26 protein-coding genes are annotated in these 25,301 nt (G+C 54.4%); 10 read left to right on the top strand and 16 right to left on the bottom strand.

Annotation, left to right across the window (positions count from 1 at the left end):
* Window position 1: 1 nt before the first annotated feature.
* On the top strand, window positions 2-766 hold the full coding sequence (locus MTC_RS12370; RefSeq protein WP_014407037.1) for a DUF169 domain-containing protein: 765 nt from the start codon (window positions 2-4) through the stop codon (window positions 764-766).
* 5 nt (window positions 767-771) lie between these two features.
* On the opposite strand, the gene MTC_RS12375 is transcribed toward MTC_RS12370, so the two are convergent.
* The gene (locus tag MTC_RS12375) at window positions 772-1,443 is read right to left on the bottom strand and encodes a flavodoxin family protein (RefSeq protein ID WP_014407038.1); all 672 of its coding nucleotides are present in this window, start codon (window positions 1,441-1,443) and stop codon (window positions 772-774) included.
* Between the two features lie 111 nt (window positions 1,444-1,554).
* On the opposite strand from MTC_RS12375, the gene MTC_RS12380 reads away from it, so the two are divergent.
* From MTC_RS12380 to MTC_RS12390, 3 genes are all read left to right on the top strand, one after another.
* Window positions 1,555-2,802: a tripartite tricarboxylate transporter permease gene (locus MTC_RS12380; RefSeq protein ID WP_237705924.1), complete on the top strand. Its 1,248-nt coding sequence runs from the start codon at window positions 1,555-1,557 to the stop codon at window positions 2,800-2,802.
* 169 nt (window positions 2,803-2,971) lie between these two features.
* Window positions 2,972-3,829 (top strand): ATP phosphoribosyltransferase, encoded by an 858-nt coding sequence (gene hisG, locus MTC_RS12385; RefSeq protein ID WP_014407041.1) that lies wholly within the window; start codon window positions 2,972-2,974, stop codon window positions 3,827-3,829.
* 16 nt (window positions 3,830-3,845) lie between these two features.
* A complete protein-coding gene (locus MTC_RS12390; RefSeq protein ID WP_014407042.1) occupies window positions 3,846-4,523 on the top strand; it encodes a phosphoglycerol geranylgeranyltransferase in 678 nt (225 codons plus the stop codon).
* Window positions 4,524-4,525: 2 nt separating this feature from the next.
* Here the strand turns inward: MTC_RS12390 and MTC_RS12395 are convergent, their stop codons facing one another.
* Both MTC_RS12395 and MTC_RS12400 read right to left on the bottom strand, forming a co-directional pair.
* Window positions 4,526-5,146, bottom strand: a complete 621-nt coding sequence (locus tag MTC_RS12395; protein WP_014407043.1) for a class I SAM-dependent methyltransferase — start codon at window positions 5,144-5,146, stop codon at window positions 4,526-4,528.
* Between the two features lie 36 nt (window positions 5,147-5,182).
* The gene (locus MTC_RS12400) at window positions 5,183-6,046 is read right to left on the bottom strand and encodes a UbiA family prenyltransferase (protein ID WP_014407044.1); all 864 of its coding nucleotides are present in this window, start codon (window positions 6,044-6,046) and stop codon (window positions 5,183-5,185) included.
* Window positions 6,047-6,102: 56 nt separating this feature from the next.
* On the opposite strand from MTC_RS12400, the gene MTC_RS12405 reads away from it, so the two are divergent.
* From MTC_RS12405 to cgi121, 3 genes are all read left to right on the top strand, one after another.
* Complete coding sequence (locus tag MTC_RS12405) at window positions 6,103-6,612, top strand: DUF367 family protein (RefSeq protein ID WP_014407045.1); 510 nt, start codon at window positions 6,103-6,105, stop codon at window positions 6,610-6,612.
* Between the two features lie 57 nt (window positions 6,613-6,669).
* Complete coding sequence (locus MTC_RS12410) at window positions 6,670-8,862, top strand: ATP-dependent DNA helicase (protein ID WP_014407046.1); 2,193 nt, start codon at window positions 6,670-6,672, stop codon at window positions 8,860-8,862.
* Between the two features lie 503 nt (window positions 8,863-9,365).
* Window positions 9,366-9,878 carry a KEOPS complex subunit Cgi121 gene (gene cgi121, locus MTC_RS12415; protein WP_014407047.1) on the top strand — a complete coding sequence of 171 codons (513 nt, stop codon included), beginning with the start codon at window positions 9,366-9,368 and terminating at the stop codon, window positions 9,876-9,878.
* A gap of 544 nt (window positions 9,879-10,422) precedes the next feature.
* Here the strand turns inward: cgi121 and MTC_RS12420 are convergent.
* From MTC_RS12420 to MTC_RS12465, 10 genes are all read right to left on the bottom strand, one after another.
* A complete protein-coding gene (locus MTC_RS12420) occupies window positions 10,423-10,689 on the bottom strand; it encodes an elongation factor 1-beta (protein ID WP_014407048.1) in 267 nt (88 codons plus the stop codon).
* A gap of 2 nt (window positions 10,690-10,691) precedes the next feature.
* On the bottom strand, window positions 10,692-10,859 hold the full coding sequence (locus MTC_RS12425; protein ID WP_014407049.1) for an HVO_2753 family zinc finger protein: 168 nt from the start codon (window positions 10,857-10,859) through the stop codon (window positions 10,692-10,694).
* A gap of 39 nt (window positions 10,860-10,898) precedes the next feature.
* Window positions 10,899-12,080 carry an argininosuccinate synthase gene (locus MTC_RS12430; RefSeq protein ID WP_014407050.1) on the bottom strand — a complete coding sequence of 394 codons (1,182 nt, stop codon included), beginning with the start codon at window positions 12,078-12,080 and terminating at the stop codon, window positions 10,899-10,901.
* A 652-nt stretch (window positions 12,081-12,732) separates the two neighbouring features.
* Complete coding sequence (locus tag MTC_RS12435) at window positions 12,733-12,930, bottom strand: hypothetical protein (RefSeq protein WP_014407051.1); 198 nt, start codon at window positions 12,928-12,930, stop codon at window positions 12,733-12,735.
* A gap of 65 nt (window positions 12,931-12,995) precedes the next feature.
* A complete protein-coding gene (gene carB / locus MTC_RS12440; RefSeq protein WP_014407052.1) occupies window positions 12,996-16,256 on the bottom strand; it encodes a carbamoyl-phosphate synthase large subunit in 3,261 nt (1,086 codons plus the stop codon).
* A complete protein-coding gene (gene carA, locus MTC_RS12445) occupies window positions 16,249-17,322 on the bottom strand; it encodes a glutamine-hydrolyzing carbamoyl-phosphate synthase small subunit (protein WP_014407053.1) in 1,074 nt (357 codons plus the stop codon). The genes carB and carA overlap by 8 nt, the downstream gene beginning before the upstream one ends.
* 221 nt (window positions 17,323-17,543) lie before the next feature.
* Complete coding sequence (locus tag MTC_RS12450; protein WP_014407054.1) at window positions 17,544-17,978, bottom strand: hypothetical protein; 435 nt, start codon at window positions 17,976-17,978, stop codon at window positions 17,544-17,546.
* 37 nt (window positions 17,979-18,015) lie between these two features.
* Window positions 18,016-18,351, bottom strand: coding sequence for a hypothetical protein (locus tag MTC_RS12455; RefSeq protein WP_014407055.1), 336 nt, complete (start codon window positions 18,349-18,351; stop codon window positions 18,016-18,018).
* A gap of 170 nt (window positions 18,352-18,521) precedes the next feature.
* On the bottom strand, window positions 18,522-18,923 hold the full coding sequence (locus MTC_RS12460) for a hypothetical protein (RefSeq protein WP_014407056.1): 402 nt from the start codon (window positions 18,921-18,923) through the stop codon (window positions 18,522-18,524).
* Window positions 18,920-19,162 (bottom strand): hypothetical protein, encoded by a 243-nt coding sequence (locus tag MTC_RS12465; RefSeq protein WP_048189431.1) that lies wholly within the window; start codon window positions 19,160-19,162, stop codon window positions 18,920-18,922. The genes MTC_RS12460 and MTC_RS12465 overlap by 4 nt, the downstream gene beginning before the upstream one ends.
* 405 nt (window positions 19,163-19,567) lie before the next feature.
* Here MTC_RS12465 and MTC_RS12470 point away from each other — a divergent pair, with 405 nt between their 5' ends.
* Genes MTC_RS12470 through MTC_RS12480 form a run of 3 tightly spaced genes read left to right on the top strand, consistent with a single transcriptional unit; the run spans window position 19,568 to window position 22,746 of the window.
* A complete protein-coding gene (locus tag MTC_RS12470) occupies window positions 19,568-20,491 on the top strand; it encodes a class II fructose-bisphosphate aldolase (RefSeq protein ID WP_014407057.1) in 924 nt (307 codons plus the stop codon).
* Window positions 20,492-20,493: 2 nt separating this feature from the next.
* The gene (locus MTC_RS12475; RefSeq protein ID WP_014407058.1) at window positions 20,494-21,525 is read left to right on the top strand and encodes a 6-phosphofructokinase; all 1,032 of its coding nucleotides are present in this window, start codon (window positions 20,494-20,496) and stop codon (window positions 21,523-21,525) included.
* A 57-nt stretch (window positions 21,526-21,582) separates the two neighbouring features.
* Window positions 21,583-22,746, top strand: coding sequence for a Vgb family protein (locus tag MTC_RS12480; RefSeq protein ID WP_014407059.1), 1,164 nt, complete (start codon window positions 21,583-21,585; stop codon window positions 22,744-22,746).
* A 36-nt stretch (window positions 22,747-22,782) separates the two neighbouring features.
* Here MTC_RS12480 and MTC_RS12485 read toward each other — a convergent pair whose 3' ends face one another.
* The 3 genes from MTC_RS12485 to MTC_RS12495 all read right to left on the bottom strand — a co-directional run bounded on the left by MTC_RS12485 (window position 22,783) and on the right by MTC_RS12495 (window position 25,262).
* Window positions 22,783-23,652 (bottom strand): class I SAM-dependent methyltransferase, encoded by an 870-nt coding sequence (locus MTC_RS12485; RefSeq protein ID WP_014407060.1) that lies wholly within the window; start codon window positions 23,650-23,652, stop codon window positions 22,783-22,785.
* Complete coding sequence (locus tag MTC_RS12490) at window positions 23,639-24,712, bottom strand: 60S ribosomal export protein NMD3 (RefSeq protein WP_014407061.1); 1,074 nt, start codon at window positions 24,710-24,712, stop codon at window positions 23,639-23,641. Before MTC_RS12490 ends, MTC_RS12485 begins: the two co-directional genes overlap by 14 nt.
* Window positions 24,713-24,773: 61 nt before the next feature.
* Window positions 24,774-25,262, bottom strand: a complete 489-nt coding sequence (locus tag MTC_RS12495) for a hypothetical protein (RefSeq protein ID WP_014407062.1) — start codon at window positions 25,260-25,262, stop codon at window positions 24,774-24,776.
* Window positions 25,263-25,301 lie beyond the last annotated feature (39 nt).

The following is a 25,301-nucleotide window of genomic DNA, read 5'->3' on the forward strand; positions in this document are numbered from 1 at the left end:
TATGACCTTAATATCTATTAAAGAAATATGCGAAAAGCTTAGCGTAGCAGGCCGCCTTAAGTATAGGCCGCTATGCGTGTACGGTGCCGACGAGGCGCCTGAGGGGGCCGTTAAGTCTTCCACGGTGGACAGGTGTATAGCAAGGGCCATGTTTATGATGGCCTCCACCGAAGGCGTTCCGGCCTTTTATGTGGCTGGCGACGACGAAGCCTGCTGTATGGGTGGCCGGTCATGGATGGGGTTCATAGAGCCACACCCATTGCTGAAATATTTTGTAACCGTTGGCCACAAGGATTTCAGGGGCGGGGCGGCGGAGCGCCTCAAGGCTAGCCCGGAGTTGTTCGAGAAGAGCAGGCAGGCTCTTGGAAGGATTACGCCGCCTGATAGATACATCGTGGTGTCGCCCTGCAGCTACATAAAGGACGACCCGGGGGTACTGTCTATCCTGGTCTTTGGCTATGGGGAGCAGGTTAGAAACCTGGCGGGCCTGGCTCAGTTTGACGAGTACGAGCAGTTCTCGGTCGTCGTGACGCCTGGCGGGCCATCCTGCGCCACCTATATCACGTACCCCGCAGGCCTTGCCGAGAAAGCCCCAAAAAATACGGTATTTCTGGGCCCAACGGACCCTACGGGCAACGTATGGTTCCCTCCAGAATTGATGGCGATGGGCATCCCCATAAGGAAGGCGAGGCAGATGGCGGAGAGCCTGGAAGAGTCATTTATAGTAAAAAGGGCGAAGGTCGCCTATCCTGAAAGAAAGGTATAGTTTCTTTAAGCCTTAATCCAGCCCTTCTCGACCCAATGCTGGTAGTTGTGCGCCCACCTTTCCTTGTTAAAGGTGAGGGTCTGCTCGAATCGCCTGCGCCACTCCTTTATGGGAGCCTCCTGCTCGGGGTAGCTTCGCTTCTCCTTTATGGCAGCGACAAGCTCCTTCCCTACCTCGCGCGCCTTCCTGATGGCCTCCTCAGCGCCCTGCGGCCCCTGGGCGTTCGAGAAGCCGACGCTGCCGACGACGAGGCCACCAGACCTGTTGATAAAGGAGCTCATGACCTTGAGCACGCCCTCATACTCGCTACCGCCAGACGTGGTAAGGGTCAGGCCATACTTTCCATCGAGGAGCTGCTCATGAATGCTGTTGGCGCTCCGGTCCAGGAACGTCTTTAGCTGTGCTGACACGTTATCGATATAGTTAGGACTGCTCAGGATTACGCCATCGGCCGAGAAAAACTTCTCGGCGATTTTGTTATATTCATCCTTCTGTACGCACTTCCCCTTCGCATAGCAGGAAACACAGCCTTTACAGTAGTTAATCTTCATCTTTGCTATGTTTATGATTTCCGTCTCTGCGCCGGCCTCGCGTGCCCCCTCCAGGGCTGCGTTCACCAGCCGAAGCGTCGTGCTGTTCTTGCCCTTCGGGCTGCTGGTGATGGCTACTATCTTCATGATTTAGAAATTAATCACATGGTTCTATATAGTTTATCACACTAATTTTTAATATTATGAAAATAAGTATTATGTGTGCTCGATCTGTCTTTACCTTTACTGGGAGCGTCCGTGCTAGCAGGGATCGTCGTGGGGTGCGCGGCCGGGCTGCTGCCGGGAGTTCATGTCAATAACACCTCAGCCATATTATTGGGCATGACGCCGTCCCTGGCGGCCCTTGGATTACCCACCCTCTACGTGGCGGTCATCATCGTCGCAAGCACCATCTCCCAGAGCTTTTTGGACATAGTTCCTTCAATTTTTCTAGGGGCGCCCGACGAGGCCACGGCCATGGCTGTTCTCCCGGGACACAGGATGCTGCTCGAGGGCAGGGGCGCCGAGGCTGTGAGGCTATCCGCCATGGGAAGCGCGCTAGCCATTGGCATCTCTTTAATACTAATCGCCCCTCTATCCTTCTTTTTCAAGGCTTTCAACGGGCTGCTCCAGGATTCCATGGGCTTCATCCTGATCGCCATATCGGCGCTGACCATACTATCCAATCGTGGCGCCGGGCCGTTCGCAGGGCTTTGTGAGAGACTCAGGGCCATCGCATGGGCCGCCGCAATCTTTTGTACTTGTGGCCTGTTAGGCCTGGTGGCATTCGAGGCAGAGCCGCTGCTCTCACCCCCCGTGCGCATCGCTGCTCCTTCCATGCTACTACCGTTATTGTCCGGGCTGTTCGGCGCCCCTACGCTGCTGCTGAGCCTGCGCTCCACGCCCGCCATGCCTCCCCAGCATAAAAGCTCGCCATCGCTGTCCGCCGGCGATACCCTAAAAGGCGCATTCGCGGGGACGGCGGCCGGCGCCCTGGTATCATGGTTCCCGGCGGTGAGCGCGGGAGTGGCGACCACCCTGACGGGCATCTTCTCGAAAAAGGGCGAGCATGACGACCGCAAGTACCTTGTATCGGTATCTGGCGTTAACACGGCAAACGCCATCTTTTCCCTGGTCGCCTTCTACGTTATAGGGCATCCCAGGAGCGGCGCGATAGCAGCAGCCCAAAGCGTTATCGGAGCCATAGACTTTCAGGCCTTCCTTCTCCTCCTATTCGTCATGTGCCTTTCAGGGTCGCTGGCCTATCCGCTCACATTGGCCGCCGGAGGCCTTGCGGCCATGGCGTTCTCAAAGGTTAGCTATAGCATGCTAAACGTGTCCGTGCTCCTATTTTTAGGGGCCATGTGCGTGGCCATGACAGGCTTTCTAGGCCTGTCGGTATTCCTCGCATCAGCCATGATAGGGCTCGCCCCTCACCTCGTCAACGTGAGAAAAACATGTCTAATGGGCGTGCTCCTCGTGCCCTGCATACTATATTTCATTTGACCTTTCGAAGGCCTCTTTTCCCGCCTTCCACTTTTCTATCCTCGCCAGTAATGCAGGGCTCTTACCGAGCGCTTCCCTGAGCGGCTCCATGGCGCTCATCACAGATAAACCATAGTGCCCACGTAGCATCTAAAGGCTTATATCTGATATCGTAATATTAACTTCGATTATGGTACGGATAGCGCTGCCCAATAAAGGAAGAGTGTACGAGCCGATCCTGGAGCTATTCGAGCGGGCGGGGCTTCACATAGTGGACCACTCCGAGAGGAGCCTGTTCGCCAAGACGGTAGATGACGAGATTTCCCTGCTTTTCGCGAGGGCTCGCGACATTCCCGAATACGTGGAGAATGGGGCCGCAGACCTGGGCATAACCGGCGAGGATTTTATTGAAGAGTCAGGGGCGGTAGTTGAGACGTTGCTGGATCTGGGCATCGGTCGGGCTGACCTCGTGCTGGCCGTACCAGAAGACTCGAGCATAGAGCGGCTTGACCAGCTTGAAAATAAAAAGATAGCGACAGAGTTCCCAAATATAACGAAGAAATTTTTCGGCTCAAATGGGGTGAGAGTACACGTAGTCGAGGTATCGGGCGCCACGGAGATAACGCCCCACATTGGCGTGGCCGACGCCATCGTAGACCTCACTTCTAGCGGCACCACGCTTTCCATAAACCACTTAAAGGTGATCGCCCACGTGATGCGCACATCCCAGCGCCTCATAGCGAACAAGGAGAGCCGGGCGAGGATGCCTACAAAGATGGCGGAGATAACCCTTGCGCTGGAGAGCGTCATCGAGGCCAGGGGGAAGCGCTATCTGATGATGAACGTCCCCGCATCAGCGCTGGAGGAAGTTAAGAAAAAGCTGCCTGGCATGTCAGGCCCCACCGTGATGAGGGTCGAGTCGAGCTCGCCCATGTGTGCCGTGCACGCCGTCGTACACGAGATGGAGATATACAAGATCATCAACGAGCTTAAAAGCGTGGGCGCGAGGGATATCCTTATAGTGCCCATCGAACGTATTGTACGCTAATTTAGAGGGATTTACCATGATCGACTGGAGAAAGTGGAGACATGTGACCAAGCTTGACCCCGATAAGCCTATAACGCCTAAGGACGTTGCCGCTATCGTCGATTCCGGCACCGATGCCATCATGCTGTCCGGCACCCAGAACATCACCAGGGAGAACGTGGCCAGCCTGGCGGACATGCTCAAGGATTACGACATCCCCAAGGTGCTGGAGCCTTCAAACACGGATGGGTTGAGGGAAGATGTGGACTTCCTTTTTGTCCCCTCGGTTTTGAACACTGACGTGGCGTTCTGGTTCATGGGCGCCCACAGGATTTGGGTCCAGAACTTCAGGATAGACTGGGAGAAGGTTGTGCCAGAGGCCTACATAGTTTTGAACCCTAAGTCTGCGGTCGCCAGGGTCACGAAAGCAAAGACGGACATCCTGCCGAAGGAGGCAGCCGCCTATGCGGAGTGCGCGGACAGGTTCTTCCACTTCCCCATCGTTTACGTCGAGTATAGCGGAACCTATGGCGACCCCGAGGTGGTGAAGGCCATCAGGGAAAGGCTGCACGGCTCGATATTGTATTATGGCGGAGGAATTAATAGCAGGGAGCGTGCCCTGGAGATGTCCAGGTACGCCAGCACCATCGTGGTGGGCAACCTCGTCTACGAGCCTGGCGGCATTGAAAAGCTAAAAGAGACCATAGTAAAATGATCTCACTTATAAAGCCTCAGCCTGTACGTGAAAAGCATGTAATCTATTTCAAACTTTTTAAAGCGGGATTCCCTGGAGAGCTCCGCCAGCATTTTCTCATCGTAGAATGGCTCGGTTAGCGTGTGCATGCGCATTAATAATGAGGCTACGGTGCCATAGCGGCTTTTCAGATGGCTCCAGGCCTGAGGGCTTACCTTTTTCGGGATATCGTATATCCATGCTTCGCCGCCTTCGCGCAGCACCCGATAGATTTCATCCAGCGCCGCGTCCGGCTTCTTCCAGTGGTGGAATGAGAGCGTGCTTATCACGAGGTCGAACTCTTCGTCGCCGACGGGCAACTCATCCGCACGGCCAACATCGAAGTCTACGCTGGCCACCCCCCTCTTAGCCGCCAGTCCTTGTGCAATCCTTATCATGTCAGGCGAGGCGTCAATGCCTGTGACGCGGACGTACCTGTTTTTCGCGGCGATCATCAGGGGCAGCCTCCCCGGGCCCGTGCCAATATCAAGTATTCTTCCTGCAGGCAGGCGCTTCAGCACCTGGGAGGATACGCTTTCATAGAAGTCCATGAACATTCTGGAAGACGAGACAAGCGAGTATAGCCTTGAAACCCTGAGCGACATTTATGCCTGTTATGACGGGCATCGCCATAAAGGTTTTTATAGCAAAGCGGTGAGCAGGACGCCGAGGAGCGCCACGGCCATCGAGGCCAGCGTTGTCTTCCGGGCCTTGCCTATAGTCTTAGCATCATGGCTCCTGAGCAGCGTGTAGCACACGTAGGCGAGGATGGCCACCGAGACGAATGCAAAAAACCCGTAGACAGGGCTCATATAAAACTGTGGGTCGTTCATGAATAGGGGTAGCGGGGAGATTATTATGCCCCCTGCGTATAGCGCTAATGCGGCGTATTTGGCGAAATCAGGGCCTCTGGTTCGGGCCACAGTCCTGACGTTCCTCAAAGCATCGCCCTCCATGTCCATGATGCCCTTCATTATCTCCCTGCCCAGGCCCACCAGGAAGGCAATGGCCGCTATCACGAACAGGACGAGGTTATTCCCCGCGAAAAGCACACTCCCGAACAAAAAGGGAGCTGCCATTGTAAAGCTTATATAAACATTACCCCAGATGCCGTATTCCTTGAGCCTGGCATTGTACAGGACGCCGAAAAGCACGAGGGACGCCACCACCAGGACTGCGCCCATGCTGCCCGTGAAGTAGATGGCCACTAAGCTGAGCAGTGACGTGGCCACAGCGATGCCAAGCGCCTCCTTTTTAGATATGTCCCCCCGCACGATGGGGCGATCCGTGCGGTTATTTTTAACGTCCACCTCCACATCGTAATAGTCGTTTAGAGCGAAGGCGCCCATCTCAGCCAGCACCGTGCCCATGACGCCAGCGAGGGCTACCGTCGGGTCGGGCAGGCCCCTAGCCGCTATGGCGAGGGCTATGAATACGCCAAGCCCATAGATGATGCCATGCTCCAGCCTGGTCAGTTCCCATATGGCCTTAAGCTTATTCGTCATAGAGACTCCGGCAAATTTTAAAGCTTAATCAGTATGATTCTATAAAATGGTTTTCTATGCCCCTGCTCTATGTGTACCACGCTCGCCAGGATGACCCTAAGAAGTGCTCTGCCAGGCGGATGCAAAAGTTCGGGCTGGCCATATTGTATGAGGCGGTGGAGAAGCTGCCATATGGCGCCATATTGCTGAACCCGATGGCAAAGAAGGCCCTATCGCCATCGGACGCGATGTATGCTAAAAAAGGGATAGTAGTCCTGGACTGCACCTGGGATGAGGTGGAGCGCGTCTTTCCGCTACTGAGGCCAAAGCGCATGAAAGAAAGGGCGCTCCCTTACCTGCTGGCCTCAAACCCAGTAAACTATGGCAAGCCCTTCATGCTTAACAGCGCCGAGGCGTTCGTCGCCGCCCTCTACATTTTAGGTTATAAGGAGCAGGCCCTGGAGGTGGCGAGGCGCTTCAAGTGGGGAGAGACGTTCCTGACGTTAAACAAAGAGCCACTCGAAGCATACGCATCCGCGAAGGGCTCGGAAGAGATAGTAGCCATCCAGAAGGAGTTCATGCCATGAAAAACTTTCAGCCCGCAAGGGAAAAGATGATTTAGCATGTCCGCCTTTTAAGGGCTGATGAGAATATCCGAGCTGGACCTCCCCGCGCCCGTTAAGGAGTTTTATGAGCGCTCGGGCATAAAAGAGCTTTACCCGCCCCAGGCGGAGGCGGTGAAAAAGGGCTTCCTGGAGGGCAGAAGCCTGCTAGCCGCCATACCCACGGCGAGTGGCAAGACCCTGCTGGCAGAGATGGCCATGCTTAAATCCATATCACATGGGGGGAAGGCGCTCTACATCGTGCCCTTGAAGGCGCTGGCATCAGAAAAGTTCGAGCGCTTCAGGCAGTTCGAGACGCTGGGCGTCAGGACTGGCATCTCGACGGGCGATTACGACTCCAGGGATGAGTGGCTCGGCGATAGGGACATAATCGTGGCCACCTCGGAAAAGGCGGACTCCCTCCTCAGGAATGGCGCTCCGTGGCTTTCCAGCCTCACCATCGTCGTGGCGGACGAGGTGCACCTTATAGACTCCGCGAATCGTGGCCCCACGCTCGAGGTTACGCTCGCCAGGCTCAGGAGGCTCAACCCTTCCTTACAGATAATAGCCCTATCGGCCACGATAGGCAACGCTAAGGAGCTGGCAGGCTGGATGGGAGCGGAATTAGTGGTCAGCGACTGGAGGCCTACAACATTGAAGGAGGGCGTGTTTTTCGGGAGGGCAATAAACTTTCAGGATGAAAAGAGAGTCATCAGCACGCCCGGCCCGGACGAGGTGCTGGCGCTCGTCTCGGACACGCTGGCCGAGGGGGGCCAATGCATAGTTTTCACGAACACGAGGAAGAGCAGCGAGGGCATAGCCCAGAAGGTGGCGAAAAGCCTCTCTAAGAAGCTTACAGAAGAGGAAAAGGCGGCATTTCAAGACATTAAGCAGCAGGTATTGCGCCACGCCGAGACGGACACGTGTGCTAGGCTGGCCGCCTGCGTTGAGCACGGGGCAGCTTTCCATCATGCGGGGCTGAAGAACGAGCACCGTCGCATCGTCGAGGACGAGTTTAGGAGGAATAGGATAAAGGTTATCGCCTGTACCCCCACGCTCGCCGCAGGGCTAAACCTGCCCGCAAGGCGCGTCATAATCAAGGACTACAGGCGCTATGACGTTAACTATGGGAGCGTGCCCATACCCGTCCTGGAGTATAAGCAGATGGCGGGGAGGGCGGGGAGGCCTGGGCTGGACCCGTATGGCGAGGCGGTGCTCATCGCTAAAACGCATGACGAGATGGGCGAGCTCATGGACAATTACGTCCTCTCCGAGCCGGAGCATATCACCTCGAAGCTTGGCACTGAGCCCGCCTTGAGGTCTCACGTTCTATCGGCAATAGCAACCGACCTATGCCGTGACGAGTCGGACCTTTACGATTTCATGGATACCACGTTTTACGCTTATCAAAGGGGTGACCTCTCAGCCGTAATAAAAAACGTTCTCGACTTTTTGGAGGCGGAGAGGATGGTCGTGCGGAGCGGGGACAGGCTTAACGCCTCGGAACTGGGCCGGCTTGTTTCCAGGCTGTACGTGGACCCCTTGTCGGCCTCCATCATCGTAAGGGCGCTTGAGGCGGCCAAAAAGAGGGGCGAGCCCTACCAGAAGGAGATAGCCCTGCTGCAATTGATTTGCGCCACCCCGGACGTGAGGCCGCTTTACCTGCGCAGGTCGGATTATGGCTGGGTAGTCAAGTATACAGAGGACCATATCGACGATTTCCTGACCGAGGTTCCCGGGGCAGGCGACGAAACGGACTTCGAGGCTTTCCTTGCCACAGTGAAGACAGCGGCGCTCGTGGATATGTGGATAAACGAGCGGAATGAGGAGGAGATCACCTCCTTCTATAGCATCGGCCCTGGCGACGTGCGTAGCCTGATGGAGTCCTGTGTCTGGCTTATGCATGCCACCGCTGAGATATCTGGCCTGCTTAGGGCGCCCGTTACGACGGAGGCCCGTGAGCTTGCGGTGCGGATCGAGCACGGCATTAGCAGGGAGCTCATGGATCTAATCGAGCTGGAGGGCGTTGGCCGGGTTCGGGCGCGTAAGCTTTACGATGCCGGCTTTAGGGATAGGGAGACGTTGAAGAAGGCCGACGAGGCGGCGGTGGCGGCCGTTCTGGGCGAGAAGGTTGCTGCGAAGGTGCTGGCCCAGCTCGGCCGGAAAGACGTGGCGGCCACCACAGGGCCTGACGATACTATAGGGCAAAGCACCCTCCTCCTCTTCCATGAATGAACCATAGAGGACACAGAGATTATATTCACCACAGAGGTAGATTATATTCACCACAGAGGTTCACAAAGGACACAGAGAGAATAATTCACCACAGAGGTTCACAAAGGACACAGAGGCTTTTTATTTACTCAAGGGGGCTTCGCCCCCTGAGAGACCCTCCTTCTACCTATTAAATGATATTCTTTTTTATTATGGGTCTTCCATATTATACTAAATAATTGTATATCAAATGATTGACCTATTAAAGATTGAGGGGGTCTCCGAGGGGGGCGACTAGCCCCCCTTTAGGAAACAAAAATCCTCTGTGTCCTTTGTGAACCTCTGTGGTGAATTATTCTCTCTGTGTCCTTTGTGAACCTCTGTGGTGAATTATTCTCTCTGTGTCCTTTGTGAACCTCTGTGGTTCGATTTATTCTATGCCCCCAGTGTCCTCTGTGGTTATTATTCAGCTTTGTGTATTCTGTGGTTAGCTTTATGTGTTTTTGGCGGTATTTAGCCTTGATATGTCTGTCCTCATCATCGTAGGCGGCAGGGTAGAGATAAAGGACGTCAGGGCTTTCATAGCCAGGATGGCGGCGATAGGGAAGGAGCACAATGTCACGATACAGGCGGTCAACGCAGACCTCATCGCCGGGCGGGGACACCTCGAGTACGCCGTCAGCAAGGCCATGGAGGCGTTCCAGAACAAAACCAACCTGGCCAGGGACCCGGGCATGGAGATAATGCTCTACCTCCGAGGCAAGCGGCAAATCGAAAAGGCCCTGGAGATGGGAGTCCACCCTGGCATGAATAACGTGGCCATAGCCATCGTCGGGGATGGAGCGGAAGACGCAAGGGACAAGGTACTGTCTTTACTCGATGAGGTCGATGATAAGGTGGTCGATTACGACCATAAAAAAGACGAGGCGTTGATGCGCTTATATGATATCACGTCGGCCGAAGTGGAGATAGTCGGCAGAGAGCGCATCCCTTTGCTGGCCAGGGAGCGCTCTGCACTTCTTGAGTTTGAAAAATAAAAGGCATTCTGATTATTCTTATAAACATTATTTCATATGTTTTTTAAAATTTTATTGATAATTGGGTGGATGATGTTTTAGCATAAAAATCGATGGTCGAGCAGATGGTTCTTTTTCTAGAGGCTGAATGGGGGCTTCGCTTTGCTTTTAGCTCGAGCGCTCCGCGCGGCGCGCCCCTCGCGGACCCCCGAGCTTGTTTGCCCCTTCGGGGCAAATGAACAAGAAGCCCGACCATGATTTCTCGACGAAAAAGGCTTGTCCTAGTGGTGAGACTTTCTAGGGGTTGTGTCGCTAACCCTATGGTTTCTCCTATATTAGCTTGTCCGAGGGACAATCAACCATGGGGGGTCCGCGAGGGGGGCGTAGCGTAGCGAAGCCCCCATTCAGCCTCTAAAAAAGGAAGATATGGTGCCAAACCATCCATTATTAGGTGATAGACAATTAAAAGATAGAAGCCCCCATTCAGCCTCTAAAAAAAAGAAGATATGGTGCCAAACCATCCATTGTCTTATGGAAGCACCTTTCACCCACAAAAAAAAGAAACCTATACAAGGTCCACGCTCTCAACCATGACGCTTTCGACGCCGGGCACCTTCCGGAAAGCCTCTTCAACTGGCTCCGTGCCGCCCTCCGTGTCGCTCACGACCACGGCACATATTATTGCCTTCAAGCCGAAAGCGATGGGCTTCACCTGCATGCCCTTTAACTCAGCGCTCCTTGGCAGCGCATCCTTCAGCCCATCCATCAGCTTATTGACGTCACGCTCGACGCTATCCGGCATGACCTTAATGACCGCCATTACCTTTCCCATGCTCACGGCCCCTTAAAGCCACACGACGGGCAAACGTACACGTTCGACTGCTTCCTACACTTGCCGCAGCGGCCGATTTCGGTGCCACACGTCGGACACTTAAACCTGACGGCGCCAGCCCCTTCCAGGCGGACGCCGCATGAGATGCAATTCTTCACTCTTTCAGCCATAAAATATCTCCGCAAATTAAGCTGACCACCGTATATAAGCTACTGGTTAATTAATTTTTTGTAAAGCCTCGCCTGGAAGCCGTAGAACTTCGCATAGCCCTCGGCATCCTTCTGGTCGAGCGACTTGCCGTCGAAAGATACCAGCTCCTCGCTGTACAGCGCGGTGGGCGATTCACGGGCAACGGGCATGCAGCTTCCCTTGTATAGCTTTACCTTAACCGTGCCATTGACGCGCTTCTGCGTCTCGTCGATGAAGGCGTTAAGGTCTGCGTATAATGGCTCCTCCACCAGGCCCATATAGCCCAGCTCTGCCCACGCCTCGTCCACGGCGGCCTTGAAGCGCAGCTCCGCCCTGGAAAGGCACAGCTTCTCCAGGTCCTTATGCGCCGTGAGAAGCACCGTGGCTGCGGGGTGCTCGTAGTTTTCCCTCGCCTTGAGGCCAAGCACGCGGTCCTCCATCATGTCGGTGCGCCCGACTCCATGCCTGCCCGCTATGCCGTGAAGCTCTAAAATCAGCTCTACGCCGCCCATTTTTTTTCCATTTAGGGAGACGGGCACCCCTTCCTTAAAGCCTATGGACACTATATCGGGCTTATCAGGCGCCTTTAACGGGTCAGTAGTCCACTTGTATATCTCCTCAGGGGGCATAAAAGAAGGGTCTTCAAGCCTGCCGCCCTCGATGCTCCTGGACCAGATGTTCTCGTCCACGCTCCACGGCTTGGCCTTGGTCACGGGCACGGGTATGCCATGCTTCTTAGCGTACTCGATCTCCCACTTCCTGGTCAGGTTCATGTCCCTCATCGGTGCGATGACGGCCAGGTCGGTCGCCCTGAACACGGCCTCAAACCTTAGCTGGTCGTTGCCCTTGCCTGTGCAGCCATGCGCCAGCGCATCCGCCCCCTCCTTTTTGGCCACTTCGACGCACTTCCTGGCTATCAATGGCCTGGCCAGAGACGTGCCTATAACATACCCCTCATAGGCCGCGTTAGCCTTTATCGCCCGGAAAATGTAGTCGTTTACGAACTCGTCCTTGGCGTCTATCGTGTAGTGCTTGTCAGCTATGAGCTTCGCCTTTTTGGAAGCGGCCTCGATCTCCTCGGCCGGCTGGCCGACGTCTACAGTCACCGTGATGACCTTATCAAAGCCATAGTTCTCCTTTAGAATAGGAATGCAGACCGAAGTATCCAGGCCTCCGGAATATGCAAGTACGACCTTCTTCATATAGGTGTCTTAACGGTTTTCAGGGGAGATAAAGCTTTTTATATGAGCGTGGGGCTATGACTAACTTTCAAAAGCTTTTGTATATAGTCATATAAAAAAATTTCGCATTTTTCACAGAAATCGTCAAATTGAGACCAGCCTCAAAGACATTTATTTGTAATAAATGAAATATAAACGAGTTTAACCCCATTGTTTACAGAAAAATATATATACTATGACCTAGTCTATAGGTCTCACCAATATATCCTATTGGTATACCCCCTTTGAAAACTCCATAGACCAGAGATCCAAACCCAAAGGGAAACAAGTCAAAGAATCCTCTAAAAAATATACCGCAAAACCCCCAAATCGTGCTAAGGGCGAGGCCATTATGTATGGCCCGCACCTGGTCACGTTAAAACGCAGTATTGGCTCCAATGTTATGGACGGTGACCCAACTCTTACGGAACAACTGGCTTGCATAGTAAATCGCTATAAGTATCGCCGATTTACCATAACCCTCCTCCCATCCGAAGTGCAAGCCAATACATGCTTACGCTGAACCAAGTCCGCCGAAAGCCATACCTCACTTAGAAAAACGGACTTAACGAAAAACGCTGACAGGAATAACCGTCCATAATGGAAAAGCCAATATTGCGCTGCTCATTTTAAATTAGTGCTTATTGGCCGGCATATCAAGGTTCGAGAAGAGGACCATTGAGTATACCAGCACGGCTATGCACACGAAAGCGCCCACAGCGCTCAGCACGCCATCCGTCTCGTTAAAATAGGTCGACAGCAGGAACACTGATGATAAGAAGAGCACGGTTGCGAAGGGTATCCTGAACAACTCAAGCTTAGCGGTGTCCATGTTATTCGAATCCTGGCTTTAATCCTCGATCATATTAACACTGGAAGTACATATCTTTTCTGATTTCAAGGGTCAGCCTTTATAGGATGCTTTACCTTAACCGAGCCCGCGGCACATCCCTCCCTTTTAATCTCGAGGTACTCGTTAAGAGACTTGATGCTCATCCTGCTCTTGCCCATGGCGCTGATGGCGTCTGCGGACGCCCTGGCAGCCTGGATGGTCGTCACGTAGGGCACCTCAAAGTCGACGGCAGCCCGCCTGATACGGCTTCCATCCTTCCTCGCCATCTTTGACGTCGGGGTATTAATGATGAGGTCCACCTTGCCCTTACGCATCAAATCAATTACGTTGGGGCTGCCCTCATGAACCTTGCTTATGAGAGTCACAGGGATGCCCCGAGCCTCAAGGTACTTCTTGGTGCCAGAGGTGCCGATGAGCTTAAGGCCGTTAGACTGCAGCTTACGGGCGATGCGAGCCATCTCCTCCTTGTCTTCATCCCTGACCGAGATGAACACCGTGCCCTGGGTGGGGAGAGTGTTGAAGGCTGACTGCTCGGCCTTGAAGAACGCCTTTCCGAAGTCCGTGTCGATGCCCATTACCTCTCCTGTGGAGCGCATCTCCGGCCCCAAGAGTGGGTCCGCTCCAGGCAGCTTATCGAAGGGAAGCACGACTTCCTTTACCGAGACGTACTTCGGCTTTGGCTCCTCGGTATAGCCCATATCTTTCAACGTGTAGCCTATTATCGCCTTTGCCGCTATCTTTGCCAGCGGCACCCCAGTAGCCTTGCTCACGAACGGTATGGTCCTCGAAGACCTGGGGTTGGCCTCCAGCACGTATACCTTGCCATCCTTATATGCCATCTGTATATTTATGCAGCCCTTGACGTGAAGCGCCAGGGCAATCTTTTTAACTATTTCTCGTACGCGGTCCTGGACCTCTTGCGGGAGCGACTGGGGCGGGATTACGCATGCCGAGTCTCCCGAGTGTATGCCCGCCTCCTCTATGTGCTCCATGATGGCTCCTATTAAGACGTCCTTTCCATCGCTCACGGCGTCCACGTCTATCTCTATGGCGTTCTCAAGGAAGTCGTCGATGAGAACCGGGTGCTTTCTAGACACTTTCACGGCTTCCGCCATGTACCTCTCCAGGTCGGCCTCGTCATACACGATTTCCATGGCCCTGCCGCCCAGGACATACGACGGCCTCACCAGTATGGGGTAGCCGATGCGCCTGGCCTCTACCTTCGCCTCCTCCGTCGAGTAGGCGATGCCATGCTCCGGCTGGAGGATGCCCATCTCCTTCATCATCCTCCCCCATAAATCCCTGTCCTCAGCTATGTTCATGTCGTCTGGGCTGGTGCCAATTATGATGGTGCCTAAATCCTTACGCCTGTTCAGCTCCATCTGGAGGGGTATGGCCATGTTGACCGAGGTCTGGCCGCCGAACTGGACCATCACTCCGTAAGGCCGCTCCTTCTCGATGACGTTCATGACGTGCTCCAGGGTTATCGGCTCGAAGAACAGCTTGTCGGACACGTCGAAGTCGGTGGACACGGTCTCCGGGTTGTTGTTAATGATATGGGCCTCTATGCCCGACTCCCTCAAGGCGTTTACCGCGTGCACCGTACAATAGTCAAACTCGATGCCCTGGCCTATCCTTATGGGGCCTGCGCCTATTATGAGCACCTTTTTCCTGTTTGAGGGGACGAGCTCGCACTCCTGCTCGTATGTGGAGTAGTAGTATGGGGTTTTTGCGGCGAACTCGGCGGCGCAGGTGTCTACCATCTTGAACGTTGGCAGGATGCCGTACCTGTGCCTCAGGTCGCTGACCTCCTCTGGCGTGATGCCGTGCAGCTCCGCTATCCACTCGTCGGTGAAGCCCATCCGCTTCGCCTTTAAGAGCGTTTCCTTGCCGATATCAGCCTTGAGAGTCTCTGCCATGTCCACGATATTCTTAATCTTACGGATAAACCAGGGGTCAATATTAGTAAGCCTCGCTATCTGCTCGATGGTGAAGGCGCCCGTCTGCAAGGCCTTATATATCACAAAAAGCCGCTCATGAGTTGGATTTTTAAGCAGGTCGGCCATCTCCGCCTTCGACCAGTTACCGTAGCCCCAGAACTCGCTTATGTCTAAAGAGTTCACTGCCTTCTGCAGCGCCTCCTCAAATGTGCGCCCAATGGCCATGACCTCCCCTGTAGACTTCATCGACGTGGTGATGTGCTTGTCCGCGTTCTTGAACTTGTCAAAGGGCCAGCGCGGTATCTTCACGACCACGTAGTCTATCGTAGGCTCGAAAGAGGCGGGGGTCTCCATGGTCACTTTGTTTTGTATTTCGTGGAGGTTGAGGCCTATCGCTATCTTGGCGGCGATGCGTGCTATTGGGTATCCCGTGGCTTTGCTGGCGAGGGCGGATGACCTCGATACCCTTGGATTGACCTCGACGACGCGATAGTCGCCGTCTTTCCACGCGAACTGGATGTTGCAGCCCCCTTCTATGCCGAGGGACCTGATTATCTTGATGGCCGCCGAGCGGAGCGTCTGGTGGTCTTCATCAGAGAGAGTCTGGGAGGGCGTCACCACTATAGACTCGCCCGTGTGTATGCCCATCGGGTCGATATTCTCCATGTTGCAGATGGTTATACAGGTATCATTGGCGTCCCTCATGACCTCGTACTCGAACTCCTTCCAGCCTAATACGCTCTCCTCTACGAGTACCTGGTGTATGCGGGAGCGCTTCAGCCCCAGCTCGACTATATGCTTTAATTCTTGTACGGTGTGGGCTACTCCGCTTCCCGTGCCGCCAAGCGTGAAAGCCGACCTGACTATGAGCGGGAGGCCGAGCTTATCAACGACGGCGACCGCCTCTTCTACGGAGTGGCAGGCGTATGAGCGTGGCACCTTCTCGCCGATGGCCTCCATGGCGTGCTTGAACCGGTCCCTGTCCTCCGTATCGTAGATGGCCTTAAGGGGCGTCCCGAGTATCTTTACCCCATACTTATCGAGCACGCCCATCTCGGCAAGCTCAGAGGTGATGTTCAGGCCAGTCTGGCCCCCCAGGCCGGCGAGTATCCCGTCCGGGCGCTCCCTCTCAATGATCTGGGCGACCACGTCAGGCGTCAGTGGCTCTATATACACGGCGTCCGCCATCTCCGGGTCCGTCATAATCGTGGCAGGGTTAGAGTTTACCAGGACTACTTCTATGCCTTCTTCCCGGAGGGAGCGGCATGCCTGGCTCCCCGAGAAGTCGAACTCGGCGGCCTGGCCGATTAAAATAGGGCCGCTACCTATGAGCAGTACTTTCTTTATGTCAGGACGCTTAGGCATGGCTCTCACCCGCCTTTTTTACTATCATATCGAAGAGCCAGTTCGTATCCCTCGGCCCAGGGCACGCCTCCGGGTGGTACTGGACGCTCATGATGCGCATCCTATCGTTTTTCATTGCCTCGACGGTGCCATCGTTAGCGTTAGTCTGCGTGACCTCGAGGCCCGTGCCCCCGACGCTCTGCGGGTCTACTGCGTAGCCGTGGTTCTGGCTCGTGATGTACACCTTCTTCTCAACTAGGTCTATTACCGGCTGGTTTGCCCCCCTGTGGCCGAACTTGAGCTTGTAGGTATTGGCCCCCATGGCCAGCCCTATGATCTGGTGCCCGAGGCATATCCCGAATAGCGGCAGGTTCCCGGCTGCCTGTCTGGCGACCTCTATCCCGTTCCTGGCATCCTGGGGGTCGCCCGGCCCATTAGATAATAGGATGGCGTCCGGCCTATAATCCATGACTGCCTGATAAGAAGTGGTGGCGGGCACCACGATGACGTTTACCCCCCTCCGGGCGAGGCTATTGACTATGTTCTTCTTAACCCCGAAGTCCATGACCACGATGCGGGGGCCATTGCCCTTTATCTCGTAGGGCTGCCTGCACGTCACCTTCTCAATCAGCCTATGATCCATCTCCATGCCCCTTGCTAGCTCGCAGGCCTTCTCGCCATCGTCGCTCCCTACGATGAGGGCCGAGCGCATGGTGCCATGCCTTCTCGTCTTAATCGTGAGCATGCGCGTGTCCACCTCCGCGATGCCCGAAACCCCCTCCCTGCAAAGAAACTCGTCAAGAGACATCCTATATCGTGGATGCGACGGGTGCACGCACTTCTCGCGGACCACGAGTGCCTCCGCCTTGATGCCATCAGACTGAAAACTCTCAGGGTTAACCCCGTAGTTGCCGATCAAAGGATAAGTGAAAAGGAGTATCTGGCCCTTATACGAGGGATCGGTGAGCGCTTCCTCATAGCCCGTGTATGGCGTCGCAAAAACAAGCTCGCCAAGGGTTACGCCCTCGCGGCCGAAACCCTCCCCGACCACGTAGGTGCCATCTTCCAGCCCAAGTACTGCCTTCATGTTTAAGATACCTTTGCTACATACCCGCATCTCTATTAAATATTTTGCGATAGGCTTCGGGAGGGCGACTCCGGCGTCCCACTCTGGGATTTTTATAAGCGGCGGGCGATGATTTATTGTATGCCCCCCTGTGGCAGAAAAAATTAAACGGCAAATGCTATGGGTCTAAGAACTAGGATTTCCGCAGGCGCAGTTCGACGGGTATGAAAAGAGGGATTGTATCACCCATGGTGGTTCCCTGTAATAGATACGTGATCCGATAAAAGGAAAACCGCGCCCATTAGCAGATATCCGATGATACCCGATATACCGTAAGATATATCGATGCGTGCATAGGAAATCGCCGTAAGCGCAAAAAGCCACAGGCAAAATCCAAGCGCCATTCCCTTTATGACCTTCAAATCGAAGCGCCGTTTCTTCTCGCTATTTCGCGCGAAGGCCACGAGGACGATAAAATGCCCTATGAATATGAAAAGCGGCGCCGGACCGAATAATATCCAGCTGAACATCGGACTGGTAAACAGTGAATACGTCGGTTCCGGCCCATACGCGGGGATTAGAAAAAGCCTTACCAGTGTCGTCAGAACGATGGCCCATGCGGCAAACATCGTAGCGCCGAATAAACATCCGACGATGTCCTGCATAGTATCGCCCATAAAACATCCCCAGTAAAAAATAAAAAATTATTAGTATTTAAGGGCTTCCGGCGCTAACATCGTCCCATAAGGTATACGTAGAGACCCTCAAGTATAGGGGGACAAATGCACCGATGATATATGGCGGCCAGATGTTTATATAGAACGTCTTAAACCCTATCTGCTTTCCATACCAGAACCAGATGCAGTTACTTTCATCCATCAATATATTGCACGCCGGTCCGGTCAATATCTGCCCGATGAGCGCACCTATCACGGAACCAAGGACGCCTCCATATCCTCCGCCCAGCCTGAGCCCGATCAGCCCGCCGATTGCAACGCCAAGGCCCACCGGGGACAGGCTGGCCATCGACCTCGAATCGTACTGATTCATCTGGCAGTGCACTAGCTTATTTCCGTCGTAAACCCAATCCCTTCAGGTCTGGATGCCGTAGTATGACCGGTCGGCATGTGGATACTTGACGCTACCCCCTTTCACCATCCGGATGCCATCCCACCAATAGTAGGTTTCTCCGGACATCGTATATATCGTCGACTGCGTGCCTATTTTTGGGAGTTATCCATTAGCATCGCCGAGGCAGCACCAGGCTCGAGCGGATCATATGATGTCGTTACGGAAGAGACCTTTCCGCCGGAGATGAACTTAGTAAAGTATTTATCGCCACTTTTCGTAACTTGAACGTTGAACTGGCTTTTCTCCCCAGTCTTCATATTGTTATATAATATCGTCGCATCGGTATGCTCCTTATTGGCTTTGATCGTAAACAACAGGTAATCTACCTGGAATATCTGGGATGTCGGCGTATTCTCAATTATTTTTATGTGTTTCTCATTCCCCGTGGCCGTGCTGGTATCGATCGCTTTTTGGGAAGATGCCATCGTCGGTACAGCGGTCACCACTAATAGCATCATCAGGGCGACCGGTATGCATAGGATTTTATTCATTTTAATTTCCATTGCTTTTCTTCCTGTAAGATCATTCCACGCTTTCGCGTGTACTCCCGTTTTAGGATGGATGCATCTTTGGAGGCAAGCCGGAGTGTTTGAAGAGGGCATGTTTTAAGTAAGATTGGAGCGTATATTGGCCTGTCTTTTTGGCCATGAGGCTCTTCTAATAATTGAAATACCAGCCCTTTCCTCACGCCTGAGGATGAAATCGAGGTAAGCAAGCTATCAGGCATCATGAGCCATCACCTATCATTTGCCTTCCCCCACAAGTTTGCCTTAATGTAATATTATAACAGCAAGTAATAATTTAATGAGTAAGCCATTATTTTTATTTTATGTCCAGACCATATAAATGAAAAATACATAGAATATACATAGAATGTATAAAGGCATAAAAATTAAACAGCCGCCAACTTAAGCTTCATGGTGGCAGGATGCTGAAAGGGCAATCAGGCTGGAGATTTTACATAATATTATGATTTTCGGCCACACGTTTAGTAGGTCGGGTTTTAAACTCTGGCATCGTAAAAGTTATAGCGAAAAAGTAGCCATGATGGCCTGTAATCAATAGTTTACGGAATAAATGATAAATAGCCGACAAATTCATAGATATATTAATTGAATCATGGAGAAGTAATCATATGATATTTTCAACTTTGAAAGAGGTTTTGGATAGGGCCAGGGACGGCAAGTACGCCGTCGGGGCTTTTAACATAAACAACATGGAGATAGCGAAGGCGATCGGCGGCGCTGCAAAGGAGGAGAGGTCCCCGGTTATACTGGCGACCTCGCCCAGCGCAATAAAGTACGCAGGGATAGAGTATATTTATGAGATTGCGCGGGTTACGGCGGCAAAGTCTGGCGTGCCAACCGTGCTTCACCTCGACCACGGGACGACATTTGAGGATTGCGTTAAGTGTATCCGCCATGGATGGTCGTCGGTGATGTTTGATGGCTCTAAGCTTCCGCTGGAGGAGAACATAAGGCAGACCGCCGAGATAGTGAGGATAGCCCATGCGGCGGGAGTATCGGTGGAGGCCGAGCTGGGGAGGCTCGCAGGGGTGGAGGGGCACGTCTCGGTCGCGGAAAGGGATGCCATCTTTACGAACCCGGACGAGGCGAAGCTGTTCGTGGAGAGGACGGGCGTGGACGCCCTCGCCGTGGCAATCGGGACCTCTCATGGGGCCTACAAGTTCAAGGGGGAGGCTGTGCTAGATTTTGAAAGGCTGGAGAAGATTGAGAGGCTTGTTAATATTCCAATCGTCTTGCACGGGGCTTCGGGCGTCCCGAAGGATGTTTTGGAGAAGGCGGCAAAGTACGGCGCAAGGCTGCCCGGAGCCGCGGGAGTGCCCGATGAGGCGATAAGGAAGGCGATAAGCCTGGGGGTCGCCAAGATTAACATCGATACGGATATAAGGCTGGCCATGACGGCGGCGATAAGGCAGGTGCTAGCTGAGCACCCGGAGGAGTTCGACCCCAGAAAGATAATGGGGCCGGCGGAGGACGCCATGAAGGCGGTGGCGAAGGGTAAGATGCAATTGTTCGGAAGCTCTGGGAGGGCTTAGGCATGATTAAGAGGATAGGCATCCTTACGGGCGGCGGAGACTGCCCGGGGCTGAACGCGGTCATAAGGGCCGTGGTGTATAAGGCGAGCGAGTATGGGTGGGAGGTGCTTGGCGTAAGGTATGGCTGGAAGGGGATGCTTGATGGGGACGCCGTTCCTCTCACGAAGGCCGACGTTAAGGATATTCTCCCGCTGGGCGGGACCATCCTGAAGACCTCCCGGACGAACCCATATAAAGTCGAGGCCGGAGAAGTGAAGGTCCTCGAGAACGCTAAAAGGATGAGCCTGGACTGCCTGGTGGCGGTGGGCGGCGAGGACACGCTGGGAGTGGCCTATAAGCTTACTAAGGCGGGCCTAAAGTGCGTCGGCGTGCCCAAGACCATAGACAACGACCTCGGGGCCACCGACTATACCTTTGGGTATCAGACTGCCGTGCAAATAGCTACCGACGCCATGGACAGGCTGCACACCACGGCGAAGAGCCACGACAGGGTGCTCGTTTGTGAGGTCATGGGCCGCCACGCTGGCTGGATGACCACTGACGCGGGCATGGCGGCGAACGCCCACTGGATATTCATACCCGAGGAGAAGGGCAGCGTGGAGGAGTGCTGTAAGATGCTCAGGGAACGGTATGCGAGGGGCGAGAGGTACGGCATCATAGCCGTGGCGGAGGGGGCGGAGTTCAGCGACCTGGACGTAAAGCTCGCCTCGCAGACCACAGACGCCTTCGGGCACGTGAGGTTGGGCGGCATTGCCGAGACGCTGGCCAAAGAGATCGAGAAGCGCACGGGCTTTGAGACGAGGCACGTAGTGCTGGGGCATACCCAGAGGGGTGGCTCGCCCATCGCCTACGACCGCATCCTGGCCACCAGGCTGGGCTATAAGGCCGTCGAGATGATAAAAAACGGGCAGTTTGGCATGATGTCGAGCCTGCGAGGAGAAAAGATCGAGGCCGTGCCCATCGAGGAGGCCGTGAAGGCCCTTAAAACCGTGCCCCGCCAGTACTTTGAGGTCGCCAGGACGTTTTTCGGGTGATGAAGCCCATCGCCCTTTTAATAACGTTTATTTATCATTAGCTCATTTTTTTATTGAATGCGTTCACGCTCTCCGGGGCTTGTGGCGTTGGCCATGATGGCCCTGCTCGTCTTGCCCGTCGTACCCCAGGCTGCGGCCCAGAGCCCGCCCACCATAGAGGAGTATAGCCTCCCTAATGGCACCGCATCAATAGACGTCATGTGCATTGATAGCCAGGGCGACGTGTGGCTCGCCCAGAGCTACCCTCCCATCCTCTACAGGTTCGACGCCACGGCCAAAGCGTTCGAAAGGCACGAGATACCCGTCAAGGGGGAGGCTCTTTTCAAGGGCATGAGCGCGGAGGGCAGCGAGTACATATGGCTCGCAGACCAGTCGGGACAGCAGATAATATGCTATGACGTCGCCAGGGACAAGTTCCATTATTTTACTCTCCCCGTAAAGCTGAACCCCTCGGACGTGATATCCGATGGAACCTATCTCTGGGTTGGCTGTAACATGGAATTGGCGAGGATTTCCATCGAAGAGGCCAATACCACCCCCATGCGCGACTACTGGGTTGATAAGTACTTCGCGAACATCGTGGACATCGAGAGAGACCGAACGGGGAATATCTGGTTTGTCGAGTATTCGAGCAATAAGGTGGGCGGCTATGACAGGATGGTCGACCAGTCCGACCCGGATAATGCAATTAAGCTATTTCCCATCCCGACGCCCGACTCCGCCCCGACGTGCCTGGATATAGACTCGCAGGGCCGGCTCTGGTTCATCGAGAGCGGGCCCGGTAAGCTGGGGATGTTTGACACAAGCATGAATACATTTAAAGAACTTGACATGCCCGTGCTGGACGGATTAAAAGCATCCCCGAAGCGCCTGGCGGTCGATGGCGACGATTGCGTGTGGCTCACCGACCTGCCAAACAACCGAATCATAAAATACTACCCGTCGAAGGGCGTCTTCGTGCCCATAAGCTTGAACGGGAGCAGGGTTTACCCCACGTTTATCGACGTTGACGGCGATAAAGTATGGGTGCTTGAGAGCGGTGCCAGGTGCCTTGCGCTGGTCCGTGCCGACCCTCTTTATGGCTTCGTCGCCACTCCTACGCCCTCTCCTGCCTCCACGCCCGTGGCGACCCCTATCGTAAGCCCAACGCCTAAGCCTGCGCCAGGCCTCGGCCTGCTAGCAGCCATCGCCGCCCTAATGATAGCAAAAAAAAGCCCGTAGTTAACCACGGCGTTCGCCGGGACGCCGTGGTCCTTATCAGGAGAGGCGGGCGTCGATGACTACGTGCCATACGCCGGGCGAGTACTTTTTCACTTTAATTGTATTTAATATCTCGGCGCTCCGGCCCTGTTCTTTCGCTGCTTCCTTGACATTCTGGATGGGCCGCTCAAACACGAGCCTATCCGGAGTGGTCTCGTGGTAATGAAGGATGCCGCCGGGCTTTAAGGCCCTGATACCCCACGGCAGATACTCATGAGTCCTACCCACGTAGCCCATGATGACCCGGTCCGCCCAACCAACAGGGGTCTTCTCTCGGCAATCGCCCAAAATGGGCTCGACGATGCCCTCAACCTTGTTCAAGGCGATGTTCTCGCAAAGATAGTGGTATGAAAGGGGGTTAAGCTCAATGGCCACGATTTTCTCGGGCCTGGAGTGGACGGCCATGGGCAACGTAAAATAGCCTATGCCGGCGAACATGTCCACCACTCGCTCGCTCTTCCCAACTGTCCCCATCCGGCGCCGCTCATAGAAGTTGCCCTGCGAAAACATGATTCTGGCGGCGTCCAGCTTATACACCACGTAGTTCTCCTTATGCAGAGTCTCAGTCCGGTCGCCGGCCAGCTTTTCGACCATGGGCTGGCGGTACTCGCCCGCTATTCGCAGCGTCTCGAGCACTGTCCTGCAACGCGGGTACAGCCTTAAAAGCCCATCGGCGACCAGCGCCTTCTTGCCCTGCAAGGCAGGAGGTATATGCACGAGTATGACCTCCCCTAAGATTTGCCAGCCCCTCGGCAACGCCTTAAGCTCATCTGGCGTGAGCTTATCCTTCAGCACCGTCTCCAGAGGATTAGAAGGTATAGGGATGCCCCGGTTTTTATTAAAAAGCTTAGAGTTATTCTTCCCCACGGCCTCCTCCTGGCAGCAAGAACACGCCGTCTCTCGTCTTTATTACCTGCACCTCTTCGCCCGGCTTCCTGCTCAAAAAGGCCGGCTTCCTGAGCGTTATCGGGGCATATGTGTCAGGGTCGAGTACCTGAACCGTGTCAGCTTCCTCAGACACGAGCACGGTGGGCTTGCCCTCGCTCACGCTCGCCACCTTCTCGGGCTCCTCATCCTTGATGGAGGTGGAATGGCCGCTGGCCAGGTCTATTCCCGAGGTACGCCTGCCAACCTTCTCTACCAGTACCAGGCTTCCGTGCATTTTTACTATATCGCCAGGGACTATGCCGGGCAGCCTCACCGAGAACGTCACGCGATACAGGCCTTTTCCATCTTTGGCGCCGACAAGCTTGGGCGACTCGATGACGGCGCCGCCCATCTCGTCCACTATGGCCCTGGCTATCTGCCTCGCCGCCGCGGTAGAGCCAACGTATACGTCCGTTCCTTCCGGAAGCTCAAAGACGTCGGAGACGAAGGCAAGCCTGTCCCCCGCCTTCTCCGCCCTGGCCATGACTTCATCGACGATCTTCAGGCACTTCTGCACCTCGCTCTTGGTGGGCAGCCTGCCGTGTGCGCGTATTTGTATTATCGCCTCATAGTATCCGCCTGCCATTCTAGAGCACACGTCGCACGTTTCCTTGCGGATGCGCACCTCCACGTCCGCCCCGGTCTTCACCGGCCTGCCCTCGATAGAGCCCTCCACGATGACCCTGGCCATCAAAATATTAGGGTTAACAAGCTCCATCTTGATGGAAACCTTCGGCTCGCTCACGTCTTTGTTTATCTTAAGCGAAAGCCTGGCCGCCTCATAGGCGGCCTTCCTTGCGAGCTCCTCGTACGTCTTCAATTTAGTGGATACCCAGCGCTCGCCTATTTTATAAGAAGGGCATTTTGCGCACACCGTAGCCTCGATGACCTGAGGTACCTCGAACACGACATACTTTTCCAGAAAGCAGGCCTGGCAGAGGCCTTCCTGCCCGGTCTCCCGGCCACACCTGGGACAAAACAAACCTGATGTTTCGACCATTTCAATGCACAATGTGGCCTAATCATACATATATATAATGCATGCAGCGATCAAAAAAGGCTTAAAGCTGTTTTAATAGCTTCTTACACGCGGCGGCACCAAATAGCCTTAGCTTATACTTACTGTCAGGGCTGGTGAACGCTTCTTCAAGCGCCCCGGCACCCGAGTCTTTCATTATCTTATCGATATACGCTCTGACCGAGTTATGCTCAGAGGCTATGCTCACGAACACCCTGGCGTTGTCGCGGATGGCCATCAGCTTCTCCTTCAGCTTCCTATCGGCCAGCTTAATTCCATCGACGCCATTTTCCCTTATCGTTTTCGCGAGGCCTTCAACGTCCTCGTCCGACATGGATGATAGCATGTATATGTCATAATCGTACAGGATTTTTTTAAGGCGAGGCAGGGCTTCGGCGCTCTTTGCGCCCGGCCTGCTGCCGAGCAGGATGATCGTGGCGACGCACTCGAGCAGGTCATCGTTATATATGAGGCCCTGCGGCCGGTCCCCAACTGGCCCTGCATTCTCTATCACACCGCTCCCTGAGCTCATATCAATAGCTCCTTCGTAAAATATGGATTAGGAGGAGCA

This window comes from Methanocella conradii HZ254 (assembly GCF_000251105.1).
In the GTDB taxonomy this organism is placed as follows: Archaea; Halobacteriota; Methanocellia; order Methanocellales; family Methanocellaceae; genus Methanocella; species Methanocella conradii.

Bases quoted from the DNA above. Each gene is read 5' to 3' on its own strand.
- MTC_RS12370 (WP_014407037.1), top strand. From the start codon at position 2: ATGACCTTAATATCTATTAAAGAAATATGCGAAAAGCTTAGCGTAGCA.
- MTC_RS12375 (WP_014407038.1), bottom strand. From the start codon at position 1,443: ATGAAGATAGTAGCCATCACCAGCAGCCCGAAGGGCAAGAACAGCACG.
- hisG (WP_014407041.1), top strand. From the start codon at position 2,972: ATGGTACGGATAGCGCTGCCCAATAAAGGAAGAGTGTACGAGCCGATC.
- MTC_RS12390 (WP_014407042.1), top strand. From the start codon at position 3,846: ATGATCGACTGGAGAAAGTGGAGACATGTGACCAAGCTTGACCCCGAT.
- MTC_RS12395 (WP_014407043.1), bottom strand. From the start codon at position 5,146: ATGTCGCTCAGGGTTTCAAGGCTATACTCGCTTGTCTCGTCTTCCAGA.
- MTC_RS12400 (WP_014407044.1), bottom strand. From the start codon at position 6,046: ATGACGAATAAGCTTAAGGCCATATGGGAACTGACCAGGCTGGAGCAT.
- MTC_RS12405 (WP_014407045.1), top strand. From the start codon at position 6,103: ATGCCCCTGCTCTATGTGTACCACGCTCGCCAGGATGACCCTAAGAAG.
- MTC_RS12410 (WP_014407046.1), top strand. From the start codon at position 6,670: ATGAGAATATCCGAGCTGGACCTCCCCGCGCCCGTTAAGGAGTTTTAT.
- cgi121 (WP_014407047.1), top strand. From the start codon at position 9,366: ATGTCTGTCCTCATCATCGTAGGCGGCAGGGTAGAGATAAAGGACGTC.
- MTC_RS12420 (WP_014407048.1), bottom strand. From the start codon at position 10,689: ATGGGAAAGGTAATGGCGGTCATTAAGGTCATGCCGGATAGCGTCGAG.
- MTC_RS12425 (WP_014407049.1), bottom strand. From the start codon at position 10,859: ATGGCTGAAAGAGTGAAGAATTGCATCTCATGCGGCGTCCGCCTGGAA.
- MTC_RS12430 (WP_014407050.1), bottom strand. From the start codon at position 12,080: ATGAAGAAGGTCGTACTTGCATATTCCGGAGGCCTGGATACTTCGGTC.
- MTC_RS12435 (WP_014407051.1), bottom strand. From the start codon at position 12,930: ATGGACACCGCTAAGCTTGAGTTGTTCAGGATACCCTTCGCAACCGTG.
- carB (WP_014407052.1), bottom strand. From the start codon at position 16,256: ATGCCTAAGCGTCCTGACATAAAGAAAGTACTGCTCATAGGTAGCGGC.
- carA (WP_014407053.1), bottom strand. From the start codon at position 17,322: ATGAAGGCAGTACTTGGGCTGGAAGATGGCACCTACGTGGTCGGGGAG.
- MTC_RS12450 (WP_014407054.1), bottom strand. From the start codon at position 17,978: ATGGGCGATACTATGCAGGACATCGTCGGATGTTTATTCGGCGCTACG.
- MTC_RS12455 (WP_014407055.1), bottom strand. From the start codon at position 18,351: ATGAATCAGTACGATTCGAGGTCGATGGCCAGCCTGTCCCCGGTGGGC.
- MTC_RS12460 (WP_014407056.1), bottom strand. From the start codon at position 18,923: ATGAATAAAATCCTATGCATACCGGTCGCCCTGATGATGCTATTAGTG.
- MTC_RS12465 (WP_048189431.1), bottom strand. From the start codon at position 19,162: ATGATGCCTGATAGCTTGCTTACCTCGATTTCATCCTCAGGCGTGAGG.
- MTC_RS12470 (WP_014407057.1), top strand. From the start codon at position 19,568: ATGATATTTTCAACTTTGAAAGAGGTTTTGGATAGGGCCAGGGACGGC.
- MTC_RS12475 (WP_014407058.1), top strand. From the start codon at position 20,494: ATGATTAAGAGGATAGGCATCCTTACGGGCGGCGGAGACTGCCCGGGG.
- MTC_RS12480 (WP_014407059.1), top strand. From the start codon at position 21,583: ATGCGTTCACGCTCTCCGGGGCTTGTGGCGTTGGCCATGATGGCCCTG.
- MTC_RS12490 (WP_014407061.1), bottom strand. From the start codon at position 24,712: ATGGTCGAAACATCAGGTTTGTTTTGTCCCAGGTGTGGCCGGGAGACC.
- MTC_RS12495 (WP_014407062.1), bottom strand. From the start codon at position 25,262: ATGAGCTCAGGGAGCGGTGTGATAGAGAATGCAGGGCCAGTTGGGGAC.